The organism is Stenotrophomonas sp. 05N37, assembly GCF_056397365.1.
Map to the genome: position 1 here is coordinate 262,143 of NZ_JBFTNG010000002.1, position 19,965 is coordinate 282,107.

11 protein-coding genes and 1 pseudogene are annotated in these 19,965 nt (G+C 68.1%); 6 read left to right on the top strand and 6 right to left on the bottom strand.

Going from position 1 to position 19,965, the window contains the following annotated elements; genetic code table 11:
• Positions 1-181: 181 nt before the first annotated feature.
• From mqo to AC1DGC_RS07835, 3 genes are all read right to left on the bottom strand, one after another.
• A complete protein-coding gene (gene mqo / locus AC1DGC_RS07825; RefSeq protein WP_478047588.1) occupies positions 182-1,879 on the bottom strand; it encodes a malate dehydrogenase (quinone) in 1,698 nt (565 codons plus the stop codon).
• A 150-nt stretch (positions 1,880-2,029) separates the two neighbouring features.
• Entirely contained in the window at positions 2,030-2,614 is a 585-nt protein-coding gene (locus tag AC1DGC_RS07830; RefSeq protein ID WP_478047589.1) for a hypothetical protein, read from the bottom strand.
• Between the two features lie 108 nt (positions 2,615-2,722).
• Positions 2,723-3,628: a LysR family transcriptional regulator ArgP gene (locus AC1DGC_RS07835; protein ID WP_259203837.1), complete on the bottom strand. Its 906-nt coding sequence runs from the start codon at positions 3,626-3,628 to the stop codon at positions 2,723-2,725.
• A 135-nt stretch (positions 3,629-3,763) separates the two neighbouring features.
• On the opposite strand from AC1DGC_RS07835, the gene AC1DGC_RS07840 reads away from it, so the two are divergent.
• The 4 genes and pseudogenes from AC1DGC_RS07840 to AC1DGC_RS07855 form a co-directional block, all read left to right on the top strand.
• Complete coding sequence (locus AC1DGC_RS07840; RefSeq protein WP_259203838.1) at positions 3,764-4,399, top strand: LysE/ArgO family amino acid transporter; 636 nt, start codon at positions 3,764-3,766, stop codon at positions 4,397-4,399.
• 172 nt (positions 4,400-4,571) lie between these two features.
• Complete coding sequence (locus tag AC1DGC_RS07845) at positions 4,572-6,545, top strand: alpha/beta hydrolase family protein (RefSeq protein WP_394161678.1); 1,974 nt, start codon at positions 4,572-4,574, stop codon at positions 6,543-6,545.
• 474 nt (positions 6,546-7,019) lie between these two features.
• Positions 7,020-8,639, top strand: a complete 1,620-nt coding sequence (locus tag AC1DGC_RS07850) for an alpha/beta hydrolase family protein (protein ID WP_394161841.1) — start codon at positions 7,020-7,022, stop codon at positions 8,637-8,639.
• A 107-nt stretch (positions 8,640-8,746) separates the two neighbouring features.
• Positions 8,747-9,166 (top strand): annotated as a pseudogene (locus AC1DGC_RS07855) (alpha/beta hydrolase family protein); the annotation flags it as partial.
• 196 nt (positions 9,167-9,362) lie between these two features.
• On the opposite strand, the gene AC1DGC_RS07860 reads toward AC1DGC_RS07855, so the two are convergent.
• From AC1DGC_RS07860 to AC1DGC_RS07870, 3 genes are all read right to left on the bottom strand, one after another.
• Positions 9,363-12,050, bottom strand: a complete 2,688-nt coding sequence (locus AC1DGC_RS07860) for a hypothetical protein (RefSeq protein WP_478047590.1) — start codon at positions 12,048-12,050, stop codon at positions 9,363-9,365.
• Positions 12,051-12,341: 291 nt separating this feature from the next.
• Positions 12,342-14,114 (bottom strand): peptide MFS transporter, encoded by a 1,773-nt coding sequence (locus AC1DGC_RS07865; protein ID WP_478047591.1) that lies wholly within the window; start codon positions 14,112-14,114, stop codon positions 12,342-12,344.
• 99 nt (positions 14,115-14,213) lie between these two features.
• Positions 14,214-15,368 (bottom strand): acetyltransferase domain-containing protein, encoded by a 1,155-nt coding sequence (locus tag AC1DGC_RS07870; protein ID WP_478047592.1) that lies wholly within the window; start codon positions 15,366-15,368, stop codon positions 14,214-14,216.
• Between the two features lie 192 nt (positions 15,369-15,560).
• Between AC1DGC_RS07870 and AC1DGC_RS07875 the strand changes: the two genes are divergently transcribed.
• Both AC1DGC_RS07875 and AC1DGC_RS07880 read left to right on the top strand, forming a co-directional pair.
• Entirely contained in the window at positions 15,561-17,531 is a 1,971-nt protein-coding gene (locus tag AC1DGC_RS07875) for an OPT family oligopeptide transporter (RefSeq protein ID WP_259203843.1), read from the top strand.
• A gap of 148 nt (positions 17,532-17,679) precedes the next feature.
• Positions 17,680-19,743: a S9 family peptidase gene (locus AC1DGC_RS07880; RefSeq protein ID WP_394161669.1), complete on the top strand. Its 2,064-nt coding sequence runs from the start codon at positions 17,680-17,682 to the stop codon at positions 19,741-19,743.
• The last annotated feature ends 222 nt before the right edge of the window (positions 19,744-19,965 follow it).

Here is a 19,965-nt window from a genome sequence, read left to right on the forward strand (position 1 = left end):
CGCTGGGCCCCATGCCCTTTCCGGCGACGCCCCCGGCCGCTGCGCGGCCTCCTCCTTTATTTCGCCTCCAAGGGCATGGGGCCCAGCGCCCGGCCCACCGACCGCCGCGCAAAAAAAATCCGGCCCACGCCGGGGCCGGATCTCGTTTTCCACCGCGCGGCCAACGCCGCAGCAGGCAGGCTTACAGCGCCTGCAGTTCTTCGTTGGCGTTGCGCTTCTTCTGCGCCGGGGCGGTGGCCGGCGGCGGGGTCAGCATCACCGCCGGGGTGGTCGCGTTCTCCACCGGCACGTCCAGGTAGGGCAGCTTCAGCGTCTCGCTGGTCTGGCGGCGGATCTCGTTGGTCAGCACCGGGCTCTCGTTGAGCTTGCGGCCGTAGGACGGCACGATCTGCTTCAACTGCGCTTCCCAGCCGGCCGCCATCTGTTGCGGGAAGGCCTTCTTCAGCAGGTCCAGCATGATCGGCGGCGAAGTCGACGCGCCCGGCGAGGCGCCCAGCAGCGCGGCCAGGGTGTGGTCCTTGTCGGTCACGATCTCGGTGCCGAACTGCAGCACCGGGCCCTTTTCGGGGTCGCGCTTGATGATCTGCACGCGCTGCCCGGCGGTGACCAGTGTCCAGTCCTCGCGCTTGGCGTTGGGGAAATACTTGACCAGTTCGGCCTGGCGGTCAGCGTCGTTCAGACGCGCCTGGCCCATCAGGTACTTCACCAGGTCCAGGTTCTCCATGCCCACGTCGAGCATGCCTGCCACGTTGTTGTGGTTGACCGAGGAGTACAGGTCGAACCACGAACCGTGCTTGAGGAACTTGGTGCTGTACAACGCGAACGGCCCGAACAGCACCACCGGCTTGCCGTCCAGCTTGCGTGCGTCCAGGTGCGGGACGGACATCGGCGGCGAGCCGGTTTCAGCCATGCCGTAGGCCTTGACCGAATGGCGGCCGGCGATCGCCGGGGCCTGGAAGGCCAGGAACTGGCCGCCCACCGGGAAGCCGGCGTAGTCCTTCGACTCGGGGATGCCCGACAGCTGCAGCAGCTTGAGCGCGGCGCCACCGGCACCGATGAACACGAAGCGCGACTTGATCGTGGACTCGTTGCCGGACTTCAGGTCCTTCACGGTCACGTTCCAGGTCTTGTCCTCGTTCTGGCGCAGCGCGCCCACTTCGTGCTGCAGGTGCAGCTGGAAGTTGGGGCTGCGCTGCAGGCCGGCCGTCAGCTGGCGGGTGATCACGCCGAAGTTGACGTCGGTGCCCAGCGGCATCCAGGTGGCGGCCACCTTCTGCTGCGGGTCGCGGCCCTCCATCAGCAGCGGTGCCCACTGCCTGATCTGCGCGGCATCCTCGGAATACTGCATGCCGTAGAACAGCGGGTTCTTGACCAGCGCCTGCTGGCGCTTGTGCAGGTAGGCGATGTTGTCATCGCCCCACACAAAGCTCATGTGCGGGGTGGGGTTGATGAAGTCCGAGGGCTGGCTGAGCCGGCCTTCGCGCACCTGGTGCGACCAGAACTGGCGCGAGATCTCGAACTGCTCGGCGATCCCGACCGCGCGCTTGGTCTCGATGCTGCCGTCCGGCAGTTCGGGGGTGTAGTTGAGTTCGGCGAAGGCCGAGTGCCCGGTGCCGGCATTGTTCCAGCCGTCCGAACTCTCCAGCGCCACGCCGTCCAGGCGCTCGTACACCTGGATGTTCCAGTCCGGCTGCAGCTCCTGCAGGAACGTGGCCAGGGTGATGCTCATGATGCCGCCGCCGACCAGGACCACGTCGACCGGCTTGTCGTTGCCGGCGGCCGGGACCGAGCGCTGATGCAGGGGCCAGTACAGGAATATCGCGGCTGTCAGCAGCAACAGCACGAGCAGGCCGAGGACGACCTTGGCAAATTTTTTCATGGGGATCTCGGGAGGGGGAGATGTGAACAGGATGCCCACGCCATGGGGAAGAGGCGTGAAGAAACAAGCGCTTGGGCGATCCTCATGGCGATTTTATCGCCTTTCGACGGGTTTCTGGTGCAACGCAGCATCCGACCCGGGGTGATCGCCTCAATCGCTGGCCAGGGTGAAGTACTCGGCGAGGAAGTAGCCCGCCTGGTAAACCAGCGCGGCCACGGCCAGTCCCAGTTGCGCCCGCCGGTGCCGGCAGGCGGCGCCCAGCGCCGCGATGGCCAGCATCAGCGCCGTATGCAGCGGGTAGGCCGGGCCCAGCATCTGCCAGCGGCTGTGGCCCTTGATCGCGGTGTCGCCCAGGTCCAGCAGGGTGAGCAGCGCCAGCATCCCGAAGAACCAGCCCCGGCGCTGCAGCAGGTAGTTTTCATAGCTGCCGAAGCTGCGCAGGTCGTCGGGGAACAGCAGCACGCACAGCATGAACCACGCCGCGCAGTAGGCGATCACGAACAGGTACAGCCCGAACGTCCACTGCCGCACCTCGCCCAGGCGGAACTCCCACCACCAGAACGTCACCACCGAGATCAGCGCCCACAGCACCCAGCACAGGTGGATCCACGACCAGCCGCGGCGCTCGGGGTGCTCGATGATCGAGGCCAGCCCGCGCAGCAGGGTGGTGATGCTCAGGCCGAGGATGATGCTCAGCACCACCCGGATATGCAGGTAGACCGGATCGCTGTCCATCGATGCCCCCACCCTTGGAATGCGCCGATGCTGCGCCGGGCGGGGTTGACGGCCCGTGTAGGGCGACGGCGGGGCAGCCGGGCAGCGGTACCCGTTACGCCGCGGTGGTCAGCGCTTCTTCCGCACCAGCGTGGCCGACGCGTCCAGCACGGCCCGGGTCAGCAGCGCCATGGTCTGCACGTCGCCCTTCCAGTGCTGCCAGTACAGCGGCACGTCTTCCCACGCGCGCTGCTTCATCAATACCAGCCGCCCGGCCTCCAGGTGGCGGCGCACCAGCGGCAGGGGGTTCATCGTCCAGCCCAGCCCGCCGAGGTTGGCCTGCACGAAGGCGCGGGTCGAGGGAATCCACCAGGTCGGCGCGGTCAACGGCAGGTCCTCGCCGGCCAGCCGCCGCGCGAACCGCGCCTGCATGTCGTCCTTGCGGTTGAACACCAGCACCGGCGCCTGCGCCAGCGACTGCGCGTTGACCCCCTTGGCGAAGTGCTGCGCATGGAAGGCCGGGGTGCAGGTGGCCGCGTAACGGATGCTGCCCAGTGCGTGGATCTGGCAGCCCTGCACGGGTTCGTCCAGGGTGGTCACCGCGCCCAGCACCGCGCCCTGGCGCAGCAGCGCCACCGTGTGGTCCTGATCTTCCAGGCGCAGGTCCAGGGTGGTGCCGGTCTGCTGCGAGAAGCTGCGCGCCGCATCGGGAAACCAGGTCTCCAGGCTGTCGTGGTTCACCGCCACCGGGATGCTGGCGTGGGGCAGGTCTTCGTCGGCGATGCCCATCCGGTGCAGTGCATCGTGCTCCAGCAACGCGGTCTGCTCGGCCAGCTGCACCAGCACCTGGCCTTCCGGGGTCGCCACCGCCGGCGAGGAACGCTTGATCAGCAGGCGTCCCACGCGGTCCTCCAAGGCCTTGATCCGCTGCGATACCGCCGAGGCCGTGACGTTGAGCGATTGCGCGGCGCGCTCGAAACTGCCTTCGCGGACCACCGCGGCGAGCGCGCGAAGCTGGGCATGATCGATCCGCATGTTCTTAAGCCTGGCTAATGTGGGTTAAGCAAGTTTAGCTCTACTTTTTCATGTTGCGGCGCGACAATGTGCGCCATCCGGTGCTGTACGCCTTGGCGAGGCACCGCCCCCAGTAGCAAGACAAGGCGGTAACCCATGTTCTCCATCATCTCCGGCGGCCCCGGTCTGGCCGCGTGGTTCAGTGGTGCCGCGACCGGCATCGGCCTGTTCGCGGTGGTCGGTGCACAGAGCGCCTTCATCCTGCGCCAGGGCATCCTGCGCAAGCACATCGTGCCGGTCGTGGCGACCTGTGCGGCCATCGATGGCATCTTCATCTTCGCCAGCGTGGCCGGCCTGCGCACGCTCACCCAGGCGCTGCCGTGGCTCACCACCGTGGTGCTGTGGGGCGGCGTGGCCTTCCTGGCCTGGTATGCGTGGCAGTCGGCGCGGCGCGCGCTGGCCGGTGGCGGTGGCATGCACGTGGACGACGGCGACAGCACCTCGCGCCGCGCGGTGCTGATGTCGGCGGTCGGCTTCTCGCTGATCAATCCGCACTTCTGGCTGGACATGATGGTCATCGGCGGCATCGCCGAGAACTTCGGCAATGCACGCATGGCCTTCGCCGCCGGGGTGTTCACCGCCAGCTGCCTGTGGCTGACCGCGCAGGGCCTGGGCGCGCGCCTGCTGGCCCCGCTGTTCACCAAGCCGAAAACCTGGCGCATCCTCGACGGCACCATCGCGGTGATCCTGTCGATCCTGGCGCTGACCCTCGCGTTCCGCGGCATGCATTGAACTCTCTCCTCGATGCGTTCCTTCGATGGCACCGCTTGCGGTGCCATTTTTTATGGGCGACACCTCGGAAACCGCCTACCCCACGGCGCGCCTTCCCCCACTGGTCTGGGTGTTCAGGTTACGTCTAGAATCTGGCACCCGGACAGGGTGTCCGGAAGACAGGGGGATAAGGATGCGCAAGTCAGGTTGGGTGGCCTTGGCCATGTGGGGAGCGCTGGTGGGGCAGGCCGGCGCGGTGGATCTGGACCGCTACCTCAAGCGCGATGATTTCGCCGATATCAAGCTTTCCCCGGATGGCGCCTATTTCGCCGCCACGGTGCCGATGGAGGACCGCACCGCGTTGGCGATCCTGCGGACCAGCGACAACAAGGTGGTCGGCTCGTTCGTGCCGCCGCCGAAGAACCACGCCGAAGACTTCAACTGGGTCAACAACAACCGCGTCCTGATCAGCCTGGCGGAGAAGTGGGGCGCCCTCGACGAGCCGAGCCTGACCGGTGAGTTGTACGCCATCAACGCCGACGGCGGGCGCGGCGAGCTGCTGGTCGGCTACCGGGTCGAGAGCAATGGGCCCGGCACCCGCATCCAGCCCAAGAAAGTGGAGGACGTGGCGGCCTTCCTCATCGACCCGCTGCCCCAGGACGACCGCAACGTGCTGGTGTCGATCATGCCGTTCACCAGTGATCCGTTCAGCCGCGTGGACAGGCTGGATGTGCAGAGCGGCCGCCGCCAGACCGTGGCCCGCTCGCCGGTGCGCAATACGCGGTTCGTCAGCGACCATGACGGCCAGGTCCGGTTCGCGCATGGGGCCGGCACCGACAACGTCAACAAGCTCTACTACCGCGAAGGGTCCGGCGACACCTGGAAACTGGTCAACGACGAGGCCGCCACGCACCGCATCGAGCGCGCGCTGGGTTTCTCGGCGGACGGCTCGCTGGCCTACCTGCGCAGCGAGCAGGCACAGGGCCCCGATGCCATCGTCTCCTGGGACCCGAAGACCGGCAAGCGCGCCACCGTGCTGCGCGACCCGCAGGTGGATCCGAGCGCGGTGATCGTCCGTCCCGGCACCGCGATCCCGGTCGGGGCGCTGTTCCTGGGCGATACCCCGCGGACCCGCTTCTTCGATGAAACCTCGGCCGATGCGCGGCTGTATCGCAGCCTCGAAGCCGCGTTCGGCGGGGATGCGGTGTACATCACCTCCAGTTCCCGTGACGGCAAGCTACTGCTGATCCAGGCCTGGTCCGGGCAGAACCCCGGCGATTTCTACCTCTTCAACAACGAGACCAAGAAGGCCGACCACCTCATCAGCCGCAGCAGCTGGGTGGAGCCGGCCAAGGCGGCCAAGGTCACGCCGATCGTGGTGAAGGCGCGCGATGGACTGGAGCTGCATGGCTTCCTGACCGTTCCGGCCGGCAAGAGCGGCAGCCGCCTGCCGATGGTGGTGCTGCCGCATGGTGGCCCCTACCACGTGTTTGATTCGGGCAGCTACGACAGTGAAAGCCAGCTGCTCGCCGCGGCGGGGTATGCCGTGCTGCAGGTCAATTTCCGCGGCTCCAGCAACTATGGCCGCAGCTTCGAGCAGGCCGGCGCCGGGCAGTGGGGGCGCAGCATGCAGGACGACGTCACCGACGCCACCCGCTGGGCCATTGCCCAGGGCCACGCCGATCCCGCGAAGATCTGCATCTATGGCGCCAGTTATGGTGCCTATGCGGCCCTGATGGGCGCGGCGAAAGAGGGCGCGCTCTACAGGTGCGCGGCGGGCTACGTCGGCGTGTACGACCTGCCGATGATGTTCACCCGGGGCGATACGCAACAGAGCAAATCCGGCGAAACCTTCCTGAAGGACTGGCTGGGCGACCCGCAGAAGCTGGCCGCGGTATCGCCGGTCAATCTCGCCGCGCAGATCAAGGTGCCGGTCTTCCTGGCCGCCGGCGGGGAAGACCAGCGTGCCCCGATCCAGCACACCAAGCGCATGGAAGCGGCGCTGAAGAAGGCCGGCGTACCGGTGGAGTCGCTGTACTACGCCACCGAGGGTCACGGCTTCTACACCGACCCGCATCGCCGCGAGTACTACACCAAGCTGCTGGCCTTCCTGTCACGCAGCCTCGGCGGAGAAACCGCCAACGCCGCCACGGCGGCGCAGCCGTGACCGGTTGAGCGCGGCCCCGGCAATGGCGCGCTCACGCGCCGCTGCCGGGGGCCGCGGTCGTGTACTCGGCGCGGGCAGGGGCCCGCACCACCAAGGGGAAAAACAATGCACAACCGTGTACTGGCCGCGCTGCTGTGCGTGGCGGGCGGCTGGCTGCCGAACGCCGCCAGCGCCGTGGACCTGGACGCCTTCCTGCGCGAAGAAGCCTTCGCCGACATCACCCTTTCGCCGGACGGCGCCTATGTGGCGGCGACCATTCCGCTGGAGGACTCCACGGCGGTGGCCATCCTCGGCAGCAAGGACATGAAGATGGTTGGCTCCTTCCGGCCACCGCGCAACAACCACGCCATCAGCGTGGACTGGGTCAGCAACACGCGGCTGCTGGTCGGGCTGGGCGAGAAGTTCGGTCGCCGGGAGGAGCCCATGGCCACCGGTGAGTTGTACGGCGTCAACGCCGATGGCAAGGACGGCGAACTGCTGATCGGTTACCGCGCGCGTACCCAGCGGGTGACCACGGCCACCGGCACCGAGCGCGGCGGGCCGGTGGTGGCATTCCTGACCGACGAACTGGCCGACGACGACCGCACTGCCCTGGTCGCGGTGACGCCGGTCGTGGGCACGGCATTCACCCAGATCGAGCGCCTGGACGTGGTCACCGGCAAGCGCCTGCTGGTGGCCCGCTCACCGGTGGCGGCGGCCAGCTTCAGCACCGACAACACCGGTGCCGTGCGCTTCGCCCGCGGTGCCGGCAATGACAACGTGCACAAGCTGTACTACCGCGCCGACGCCGCGGCGGACTGGGTGTTGATCAACGACCAGGCCGCCAGCAAACGCATCGAGATACCGGTCGGGTTCTCCGCCGACAACACGCTCGCCTACCTGTGGGTGGAACAGCCGACCGGGCCGGATGCGATCGTCAGCTGGAACCCGCAGACCGACGAGCGCCGCATGCTGCTGCGCGACGAGGTGGTGGACCCGGGGCAGATCATCGTCCAGCCGGGCACGCGGGTGCCGGTGGGCGTGTTGTACTTCGGCGACGCGCCGCGTGCGCGTTTCTTCGACGAGGGCTCGGCGACCGCGCGCCTGTACCGCACCCTGCAGGCGGCGCTGGGCGGGCCGGTGCACGTCACCTCCAGTACCCGCGACGGCAGCCGCGTGCTGGTGACCACCTGGTCCGGGCGCAATCCCGGCGATTTCTACATCTACGACACCGCCACCAGGAATGCGCGGCACCTGGCCAGCCGCAGTGAGTGGATCGATCCGGACAAAAGCGCGGAGGTCCGCCCGTTCGCGCTGACCGCGCGCGATGGCCTGCCGCTGCATGGCTTCCTCACCGTTCCCAGTGGCAGCAGCGGGCGCAACCTGCCGATGGTGGTGGTGCCACACGGCGGCCCGATCGGGGTGTTCGACAGCGGCCGCTACGACATGGAAGCGCAGCTGCTGGCGGCGGCGGGCTACGCCGTGCTGCAGGTCAACTTCCGCGGCTCGGCCAACTACGGGCGCGCCCATACCGAGGCCGGCAAGCAGCAGTGGGGCGCGGCCATGCAGGACGACGTCACCGACGCCACGCACTGGGCGATCGGGCAGGGCGTGGCCGACAAGGCGCGCATCTGCATCTATGGCGCCAGCTACGGCGCCTACGCGGCGATGATGGGCGCCGCGCGCGAGCCCGGCCTGTACCAGTGCGCGGCCGGTTACGTGGGCATCTATGACCTGCCATTGATGTACAACCGCGGCGACATCAGCGACTACAAGTCCGGAGTGACCTACCTGCGCGAATGGCTGGGCAGCCCCAAGGACCTGGAGGAGCGCTCGCCGGTCCGGCTGGCCGCGCAGATCCGCGTACCGGTGTTCCTGGCCGCTGGCGGGCGGGACGCGCGTGCGCCGATGGTCCACTCGCGCCGGTTGGAAGCGGCCCTCAAGCGCGCCGGCAGTCCGGTGGAGAGCCTGTATTACTTCAACGAAGGCCATGGCTTCTACGCGCCCGAGCACCAGCGCGAGTTCTACCGACGCCTGCTCGCCTTCCTCTCGCGCAGCCTCGGTGGCCAGGTCGCCAGTGCCAGCGAGGACACGGGCACGCGCAAGGCCCCCTGAGATGAGCGGCGGCAACCGCGGCGGTTGCCCCGGCAGCACGAGCCTTACTTCGCCCCGTGCATCATCTTCCGGAGCAGCGGCGAGCATGCCAGGCCAACGGCCGCGTCAGTTATGGTGCCTATGCGGCCCTGATGGGCGCGGCGAAAGAGGACGCGCTCGACACGAGCGCGGCGGGCCACGTCGGCGTGTACGACCTGCCGATGATGTTCGCCCGGGGCGATACGCAACAGAGTAAATCCGGCGAAACTTTCCTCAAGGACTGGCTGGGCGACCCGCAGAAGCTGGCCGCCGTATGGCCGGTCAATCTCGCCGCGCCGATCACGGTGCCGGTCTTCCTGGCCGCCGGCGGGGAAGACCAGCGTGCCACGATCCAGCACACCAAGCGCATGGAAGCGGCGCTGAAGAAGGCCGGCGTACCGGCGGAGTCGCTGCATTGCGCCACCGAGGGTCACGGCTTCTACACCGACCCGCATCGCCGCCAGTACTACACCCGGCTGCTGGCGTTCCTGGCCAAAAGCCTCGGGGGGAACGACCGCCACGGCCGGCACCGGCAGTGCCGGGGAGAAAGCGGCGTAAATGCCTGGCCGCGCCTGTGCCGATGGCGCAGTCCACGGCACAGGCGCTTCTGCGCGCCTGCCATCTGAACGACTGCGCCCGCGTCCATGCCACCACGTCGGTGGCATGGACGGTCTGCCGGGGTGTCCAGGCACGTGTGCTATCGGGTCAGAACGCGTAGCTGGCGTGCAGCTGCGCCTGGCGATCCGCGCTGCCCAGCAGGCGCTGCGCCATCAGCGATGCGCCCAGGCTGAAACGCTTGTGCTGGTAGTCCGCTCCCAGCATCAGGCGATGATCCAGCCCGGTTGGCCGGGTGCCCGGCACCACGAAGGCGTGGCCCCCCGCGCCGTGCAGCGTGGCAACACGATCACTGGCGCGGTAGGCCAGCGACCCGATCAGGGCTGCGTCGCCCCGCACCGTCCAACGTTGACTCAGCCGCCCCGTCATCCCGGTGCCGGCTTCCCATTGCACGCCCCGGCGGGTACCGGCGCCGACGGACAGGCCGAATGCATCGGCACCGTATTCGTGGAAACCCGCTTCGCGGCTGTGGTACGCATGTGCGCCAAGGCGGGGTTGCCAGTGCAGGCCGCCGGCAACCAGCTCGCGGCTGAGCATGCTGCCGATGCGGCTCCGCGACAGCGTGCGTTGACTGTGTGCGCTGTGCTGGACGCTGCCCCAGCTCAACTGGCGCTGGCCGTCCAGCTGATGCCACTCATTGCCCAGGGTGTGCTGCACATTGAACGCGCCCAGGGCCTGCCCGATGCCCACGCCGGCAAAGCGCGACTGGTTGCGGGTCTGCCCCCCCTCGGTGGCGATGTCCGATGCGAGCAGGCCAGTGCTCAGCTGGAGTTGTCCGCCTCCCCGCAGCGGGACCGCCACCTGTACCGCGCTACCGGTGCCCTGTACGCCATGGCGGGTGCCAGCGTCTGCGCCAAAGGCCACGAGACGGTGACCCTCGACCGCCCGCGCGCGGGCCAGGCTTGACCAGAAGGCATCGCCGTTGGCGCCTGCACGCATGCTGGCGGCCACGACATCCGAGCCGGACAGCTGCGACAGGGCGCGATTGAACTCTGCGGCGTCAGCCACTTCCAGGCCGTGGTACAGCGCGTTGCTGTCGTAGCCTGCCTCCAGCGCTTCGGCAACGTGCTGCAGGGGGGCGTCGGCCAGCGCGCGATAGTCGTTGCGGGTCATCACCACATCGACGGTGCCGGCCTCGTCGCGTTCCGCTCGTGCCTGCCACACCACCGAGGCGCTCCGGATGTTGCCTTCGCCACTGTCGGCGCCCACGAACACGCCTTCCAGGCGTACCTGCGAGGCGGCCGTGCCCCGCGTGAATGTGGTATCCACCGCCACGTCGGACAGGTGTCCGCCCTGATGCAACACCAGACGCCCGGCGCTGCCGTCGGCATTGGTGCCCACGGTATAGCCGCTGACCCCGCGGGGTGCCTGCCAGCCCAGGTCCTGGCCCGGCTGGTTCGCGGCATCGGTGGCAGCGTCGGCGTTGTGGCCGCTGCCGTTGCCATACACATTGACCTGACCGTTGTTGATGAGGCGGCCGCTGCCTCCCGGTGCCATCTGGAACGCGTAGGAGGCGTCGGCATGGATGTTGATGACACCGCCGCGGCGGTTGTTGAGCGTGGCCGAGCCATCCGAGCGCATGGCGATCATCCCCTGGCCATTGTTGCCTCCGGCGGTGCCAAGGTTGATCGTGCCGTCGTTGATGAGCGTGGCACCGCGCGCGCCGGACATCGCCACGGCGTTGTCCCCGGTGACCGTAAGCGTGCCCTGGTTGAGCAGCGTGGCCGACGCGCCCTCTGCATGCAGCGCGGACTGATGGCGCGCGTTGCTGGTGATGCTGCCATCGAAGCGGTTGATGCCGGTGCTGGCATGTGAATCGGCGACCAGGGTGAGTACCCGTGCATCCCCGGACAGCAGGATGCTGCCGCGATTGTCGAATGCTTCGATGACGTCCCGCTCAGTGCCCACGCGCGAGGTGACCGCGTGGACCAGTGCGTTTTCATTGAGCACCCCGCGTGCGACCACGCTGCCGTGGTTGTCGAACCCGGCCATACCCTGCAGCACGAAGCCGCCGCCGTCCATCTCGAGCCGCGCAGTGCGGTGGCGTTCGCCGTTGTCGAACTCGCTCTCGCCCTGCAGGGTCACCAACGTATCGCCCAGCTGCATTGTCCCGAGGTTTTCGATGTCGGCATCGCCGGCCAGGGTGATGCGGGCACCCTGTGCCTGGACGCTGCCGTAGTTGTCGAAGCCGGCATCGGCCTGCAGTTCCATCCGGCCGCGCAGGTCGAGATGGCCGCGGTTGTCGACATCGCCATCGCGTTCGATCAGCAGCGCGGACCGTTCGGAGATGCGCAGCACGCCGAGGTTGTCCAGCTGGCCGGCGCTGGCCACCGACAGGGTGCCGGCATTGAGGTGCAGCGTGCCGTCGTTGCGGACGCGGCCGACGATGCGCGTGGTCAGTCCCTGGTCCCAGCTTGCCTCGGCGCCGGTGGCCACGAGGGTCTGCTGATTGCCGAACTGGCCGCCCTCCCGGCCGGGCGCCGTGCCACCACCACCACCACCACCACCAGCGCCACCGCCACTACCACCGCCACTACCACCGCCGTCACCGCCGCCGCCACCGCCGCCGGCGGCGGCACCGGCCACCACCGCGGCAATGCCACCGATCCACCAGGGCGAGACGCGGCGCGCGCTGTTATCGGCGCTGTCTTCGCATTCGGATTCGGCCAGCGGGTCGCACGCGCTGTCGGTTGTCTGCGCGTGGGTCAGCGGTGCGGCGCACAGCGAAAGGGCGATCATCGCCGCCAACGGATGGCGGAGAGGCAGGTGGGGACGCATGGGGAGTTCTCCTGGCGAGCAAGTGCAAAAAAAAATCGTGGGGGAATGCAACAGGAGACAGCTACCCGTTGCGTCGCCGTGCCGATGGCGGCGGTTGGACGCGGCGGATGGTGGCAGTGAGCCGGAGCGATGTATCTGCAACAAATACGAAAGAGCCAGACTGTGAAGCAGTAGTCTGTTGTTATGCGTCGTTTAAGTGCATATGGCAGGCAGTTGCCAAATGGGATGAACACGACAAACAAGAACGGCACCCGAAGGTGCCGTTGTGTCGAGGGCGCCGCAGCACGGGGCTTACTTCACCCCGTGCATCATCTTCCGCAGCAGCGGCGAGCACGCCAGGGCAACGGCCGCGCAGCCCAGGCCGATCCACATCAGCAGCCAGAACAGGTGTTCATAGCTGGCCGCGGCCGTGGCGATGTTCATCGTTTCACCTTCCGGCACCTCGATCGCGGCGAGCTTGCCGAACAGCGCGGCCAGGGTTTCCGAGAACGCCGTGGCCAGGAACCAGGTACCCATCATCAGGCTCACCACGCGCGGCGCGGCCAGCTGGGTGACCGCCGACAGGCCCACCGGCGACAGGCACATTTCGCCGATCTCCAGGATCAGGTAGGCCAGCACCAGCCACCACACGCTGGCCATCTGACCGGTCGCGCCGACCTGCTGCGCGGCCAGCGCCAGCGGCACGAACGACAGCGCGGCGAAGATCAGCCCGAACGACGACTTGACCGGCTTGGACGGGTCCAGCCGGCGCCGGTCCAGCCACGCCCACAGGATCGCGAACAACGGCGCCAGCACCACCAGGAACAGGCCGCCCAGGTAGGTCAGCGAGCCGGCGGTCTGCGGGATCACCAGGCAGTCGCGCACCAGCATCACCAGCATCAGCGCGACGATGGCGATGAACAGGTTGCGTGGCGCGGTCGAGCCGGGGCGGCGCTCGGACAGGCGCGCGGCCACCACGAAGCCCAGTGGCGCCAGCAGCAGCGAGGCGATCGACCACGGCAACGGCGTGCCGCCCTGGATCACCAGCGACGGCACCAGGTCCTTGGTCAGCAGGCGATCGGTGAAGGTCACCCAGGAGCCGTAGGTCTGCTCGTACAGGGTGAAGAACACCAGCGCCATGAAGATCAACGCCATCAGCGCGATCATCTGCTGGCGCTGCACCGGGGTGCAGCGTGTGCCGGTGAACCAGGCGAACCACAGCAGCACGCCACCGAGCACCACGATCATCAGCATCAGCGCCAGGCTGATTTCGCCGCCGAGCGCGAACGCGCCATTGGCGGCGGCCCACATCAGCGCCGCCACCGGCACCACGCCGATGACCGCCACCGCGTAGATCAGCCATTCGCGGCGGAGGCCGAGTACGCGCTGGCGCAGGGCCACGTGGTCGGTCGGCTCGGCATGCCCCTGCAGGTACTTCTGCCCCCACAGGAACATGCCCAGCCCGATCACCATGCCGATCCCGGCCGCACCGAAGCCGTACTTCCAGCCGTAGGCCTCGCCGAGGAAGCCGCAGACCAGCGAGGCGAACAGCGCGCCCAGGTTGATGCCGGCGTAGAACAGGGAGAACCCCGAGTCGCGGCGCGGATCGTTTTCCGGGTACAGCTTGCCGACGATGGTGGAAATGTTGGGCTTGAGGAAGCCCACGCCCATGATGATCAGGGCCAGCGACAGGTAGGTGATGCCGAGCGCGGCATCGTCGCGCACCACCTGGCCATCGATGCGGGTGGCCGCGTGGCCTTCGAAGGCCATGCCCAGGTGGCCCAGCACCAGCAGCACGCCGCCGAACACCACCGCCTTGCGCATGCCCAGCCAGCGGTCGGCCAGCAGCCCGCCGAACACCGGGATGCAGTACACCAGTCCACCGTAGGCGCCCAGCAGGTCCAGCCCGGCCTTGTCGCCGAACAGGTGGTACTTGGTGAGGTACAGCAGCAGCAGCGCCTTCATCCCGTAGAAGGAGAAGCGCTCCCACATCTCGGTGAAGAAGCAGACGTAGACCCCCTTGGGGTGGCCCAGGAAATCGTCGGAGGCGGTCGAGGCAGAAGCGGGCAGGGCGGCTGCGGTCATCGAAGTGGCAACGGCAAAGAGGCGGTGATTATAGGGTCATGCCCGGTAGTGCCGGCCCATGCCCGGGGCACACGCCAGCGCTCGCGCGCTGCGTGCGCCTCACAGGTAGCGCAGCCATGCGATGTCGCGCCGGCGTGCCTTCAACCGGGCAAACGCCCGGGTCGGCCAGTACAGGGCGAGCGCCAGCGCCGCGGTGATCGCCCACAGCGCGGCCACGTGGTCCACCCCGACATAGGCGCCGTGGGTCGGCCCCCAGCAGGCCTCGGCCAGCACATACAGCAGCTTGAGCACGTACAGGTGCACAAGGTAGAAGAACATCGGTGCCGCGCCGATGTCGGCCAGCGGTCGCAGCGCCCGCGCCACCGCGGGGTGCTCGTACAGGCGCAGCAGCAACAGCCCGAGGCCCAGGGTCAGCAGCAGGAACAGCAGCGACGGCGGGTACTTGGTGACATTCAGTACGCTCATGAGGGTCTGCCGCGCCGTGTCCAGTACCTGCCAGGGCGCATCGCCGTAGACGTTGCTCGCGCGCAACGCGGCGAAGCCCAGCAGCGCGCCGGCACCGGCCCACAGCAGGCGGCGTTGGCGCAGCGCCGGGTCGCCACCGCGGGCGAACCATGGCCCGATCACCCAGCCCAGCGCGATCACCCCGATCCACGGCAGCACCGGATAGGACGTGCGCAGGCGCAACTGCCCGCCGAGCTCGATCCAGTCGCGCTGGTGCAGCACCTTCCACAGCACCGCCCACGCGCCATCGCCCTGCACCTGCACGCCATCGAGCAGGTTGTGCCCGCCGATCAGCACCAGCGCGAACACCGCCAGCACGCCACGCGGCAGCCACAGCAGGCCGGCCAGCGCCAGCATGCTCAGCCCGATCGCCCAGATCACCTGCAGGTAGACCACGCCCGGTGGGAACGCCAGGGTCCAGGCGAAATTGACCACCAGCAGTTCCAGCACCACCAGGAACAGCCCGCGCTTGAGCAGGAACGCGGCGGCCGCATGCCTGCCGCGCGGCTGGCCACTGGCATACAGCCACGCCGACAGGCCGGTCAGCAGCACGAACACCGGGGCGCACAGGTGCGCGAGCAGGCGGCTGGCGAAGAGCGCCGGTTCGATCTGCTCCACCGCCATCGGATCGGTCACCTGGGCATGCAGGTAGAACGTCTCGCGCACGTGGTCCAGCAGCATCAGCACGATCACCGTGCCGCGCAGCTGGTCGATGGACGTCAGGCGGGGGGAGGCGGGGGCCACGGGCACTCCGGTGCTGGCGTGACAGGATATAACATAACAACACGGGGCGGTCGGTGCTCCGTGGGGTTTGCCGAGTGCGGCGGTTGGTGGTCCGGGCCGGCGCCGTGCCGGGCCGCCAGCCCGCCAGGGTCACAAGCGCTGGACTTGCCCGGACATGAACGCTAGCGTGGACCAGATTTTTTGCCAGCAGGGGCTTCCATGAACAACGACGCTGCGCCACGCCAGCTCACTCTCCGCGCGGTGGTGCTTGCCATCGTGCTGGCGGTGGTGCTGTCGGCCGCCAACGCCTACCTGGGTCTGTTCGCAGGCCTGACCATCGCCACCGCGATTCCCGCCGCCGTCATCTCCATGGGCGTGCTGCGCCTGCTGGGCGGTGGCACCATCCTTGAAAACAACATCGTCCAGACCGGCGCCTCGGCCGGCTCGTCGATCGCCGCCGGCGTCATCTTCACCATCCCCGCGCTGGTGATCATGGGCTACTGGCCGGACTTCAAGTACTGGTGGGTGCTGGGCATCGCCGGCCTCGGTGGCCTGCTGGGCGTGCTGTTCTCGGTGCCGCTGCGGCGCTCGATGATCGTCGAAGACCCGCTGCCGTTCCCGGAAGGCAAGGCGGCCGCCGAAGTGCTCAAGGCCGGTGAAAACCCGGGCCCGGGCCTGAAGATCCTCGCCGTGTCGGCGGTGATCGGTGCGTTCGTGAAGCTGGCCGCCGAGAGCGGCCTGCGCCTGATCCCCGATGCCTGGGCCACCTCGGCCTACGTGGGCAGCTCGAAGATCACCGCCTTCATCGGCACCAACCTGTCGCCGGCGCTGCTCGGCGTGGGCTACATCGTCGGCCTGAATGTCGGCATCGTGGTGGTGTCCGGCTCGATCCTGACCTGGCACATCGCCATTCCGCTGTACCAGGCGTTCTTCCTGAACAGCGATCCGGCGCTGGCCGCCTCGATCGCCACGGTCACCTCCACCGAGGCGGCGTTCGCCATCTGGGGCGCGAAGATGCGTTACCTCGGCGTCGGCGCAATGCTGATCGGCGGCGTCTGGACCCTGATCTCGCTGCGCAAGTCGCTGCTCAACGGCGTCAAGAGCGGCTTCGCCGCGGCCCGCAAGAGCGGTGGCCCGGCGCTGGCGCACACCGAGCGCGACCTGCCGATGAAGTGGATGCTGGTGGCCCTGGTGGTGTTCACCCTGCCGCTGCTGGCGCTGTACCAGGCCATCGTGGGCCAGTGGCACGTCTCGATCCCGATGACCCTCATCATGATCGTCGCCGGCTTCCTGTTCGTCTCGGTCTCGGCCTACCTGGCCGGCCTGATCGGTTCGTCCAACAATCCGGTCTCGGGCATCACCATTTCCACCATCCTGTTCGCCTCGGCGGTGCTGGTGCTGCTGCTGGGCAAGGACGGCCTGACCCCGGTCGGCGTCGGCGGTGCACCGCTGGGTGCGGTGGCCGCGATCATGATCGGTGCGGTGGTGTGCTGCGCCGCCGCGGTCGGTGGCGACAACCTGCAGGACCTCAAGGCCGGCTACATCGTCGGTGCGACCCCGTGGAAGCAGCAGCTGATGCTGGGCATCGGCGCGTTCTCGTGCGCGCTGATCATGGCCCCGGTGCTGAACCTGCTGGCCACCGCCTACGGCATCGGCGTCAAGTCCGAGCTGCATCCCAACGCGCTGGCCGCGCCGCAGGCCAACCTCATGGCCTCGGTGGCCAAGGGCCTGTTCGGTGGCGAGCTGCCGTGGACCTTCATCGGCATCGGCGCGGTGGTCGGTGCGGCGATCATCGCCTTCGACAGCTGGCTGAAGTCGCGCAACGCCCGTTTCCGCGTGCCGGTGCTGGCCGCGGCGATCGGCATCTACCTGCCGCTGGAGCTGATGGTGCCGATCTTCCTCGGTGGCCTGATCGCCTACCTGGTGGAGCGTTTCCACAAGATCCGTGGCGACGATGAAGAAGGCCGCGACCGCGTGCACAAGCCGGGTGTGCTGTTCGCTGCCGGCCTGATCACCGGTGAGGCCCTGATGGGTATCGCCATCGCGGTGCCGATCGTGCTGAGCAGCCGTGCCGACGTGCTGGCGCTGCCGTTCCACCTGCCGGGTGCGCAGTGGATCGGTCTGGCCGTGCTGTTCCTGGTGGGCTGGCTGATCTACCGCACCGGCAAGCGCGCGGTGGGTTCGGTCTAAACACCCCCGACCGGTTTCAAGGCAAACCCCGCCCCGGCGGGGTTTGTTGTTTCTGACGGTGGCAAGGGCATCGGCATGACCGATGGCCTTTGCATGGGCGGGCCCTCCGGCCCTACCATCGGCGTTTTGCCGTTCCGCGGAGACCCCGATGAAACTTCGTTACGCCCTGCTGCCGTTGTGCCTGCTGACTGCGATGCCGTCGCTGGCCGCCACGCGTGGCCTGGATGTGCGCGACATGATCGCGCTGGATCGTGTCTCGGCCCCGCTGCTGACCGCCGATGGCGGCAACGTGGTGTTCGCCAAGCGCGTGGTCGGCAGTGACAGCAAGGCCAGCACCGGCCTGTTCATCCGCAACCTGCGCACGCGTGACCTGGCGCCGCCCAAGCCGCTGACCCCGGCCGGCTGGAACGTCAACTCGGCGGCACTGTCGGCCGACGGCGGCACCGTGTATTTCCTCAGCGCCAAGGGCGGCAGCCAGCAGCTGTATTCGCAGCCGATCGCCGGCGGCGCCCCGCGCCAGCTGACCGACTTCCCGGTGGACGTGGACAGCTTCCACGTGTCCCCGCAGGGCGATCGTGTGGTCTTCAGCAGCGGCGTGTTCCAGGCCTGCGGCTCGGACCTGGCCTGCACCAGCAAGAAGCTGGACGCGCACAAGGCGCGCAAGAACACCGGTGAAGTCTTCGACACGCTGTTCGTGCGCCATTGGGACACCTGGGCCGATGGCCGCCGCAACACCCTGTTCGTGGCGCCGTTGCCGGCGGCCAAGGCGGCAGCGGTGAAGGGCGCCTCGGCGATCAGCGCCACCCTCGACGGCGACGCGCCGTCCAAGCCGTTCGGCGGCAACGACGACTTCGCCTGGGCGCCGGACGGCAAGAGCGTGGTCGCCGCCATCCGCGTGGCCGGCAAGCAGGAACCGTGGTCGACCAACTTCGACCTGTACCGGCTCGACGTGGACGGCAAGCAAGCCCCGGTCAACCTGACCGCGTCCAACCCGGCCTGGGATGCCGGCCCGGTGTTCAGCGCCGACGGCAAGACCCTGTACTACCGCGCGATGAAGCGCCCGGGCTTCGAGGCGGACCGCTTCGGGGTGATGGCGCTGGACCTGGCCTCGGGCAAGACCCGCGAGATCGCGCCCACGTGGGACCGCTCGGCCGGTGAAATCGTCTTGGCCGCCGACGGCAACAGCTTCTACACCGGTGCCGACGACCTGGGCGAACACCGCCTGTTCAACATCGACATCGCCACCGGCAAGGCCACCGTCGTCGCCGAAGGCGGCAGCATCGGTTCGCCGGTGATCGCCGGTCCCACGCTGGCGTACACGAAGAACAGCCTCAAGAGTGGCGACCAGATCGTGGTGGCCGCCGCCGATGGCAGCAGCCCGCGCGAGATCACCCCGAGCGCCTCGCAGATGCTGCCGGACGTGGCCTTCGGCGATTACGAGCAGTTCCAGTTCAAGGGCTGGAACAACGACACCGTGCACGGGTATGTGGTCAAGCCGTACAACTACCAGGAAGGCAAGACCTACCCGGTCGCGTTCCTGATCCACGGCGGCCCGCAGGGCAGCTTCGGCAATGGCTGGAGCTACCGCTGGAACCCGCAGACCTACGCCGGCCAGGGCTACGCGGTGGTGATGATCGACTTCCACGGGTCCACCGGCTACGGCCAGGAATTCACCGATGCGATCAGCCAGCACTGGGGCGATCGCCCGCTGGAAGACCTGCAGAAGGGCTGGGCCGCGGCGCAGAAGCAGTACCCGTTCCTCAACGGCGACAAGGCCTGCGCGCTGGGTGCCAGCTATGGCGGCTTCATGGTCAACTGGATCGCCGGCAACTGGAACGAGCCGTGGAAGTGCCTGGTCAACCATGACGGCGTGTTCGACCAGCGCATGATGGGCTACGCCACCGAAGAGCTGTGGTTCACCGAGTGGGAGCAGGGCGGCACGCCGTACCAGAAGGCCGCCAGCTACGAGAAGTTCAACCCGGTCAACCACGTGTCGGACTGGAAGAAGCCGATCCTGATCGTGCATGGCCAGCTCGACTACCGCATTCCGGTGGAGCAGGGCCTGGCCGCGTTCACCGCGGCGCAGCGCCAGGGCATCGAGTCCAAGTTCCTGTACTTCCCGGACGAGAACCACTGGGTGCTCAAGCCGCAGAACAGCGTGCAGTGGCACGACACCGTCAACGGCTGGTTGAAGCAGCACATCGGCGAGTAAGCCCGATGGACGCGCCGCCCCTTGGGGCGGCGCTTCTTCATGGCACCGGGTCTCGTTGGCCGTGGTAGCAGCGGTGATCGGCTGCGGTTTAACCGGCCATCGTCGGCGGTGTAACCGGGCGTCGTCGGCGGTGTAACCGGTAGAGCCGACCGTTGGTCGGCTGCCGTAAAAGCGCAGCCGACCAACGGTCGGCTCTACGTCTCCTCCGTGCAACTGTTTACC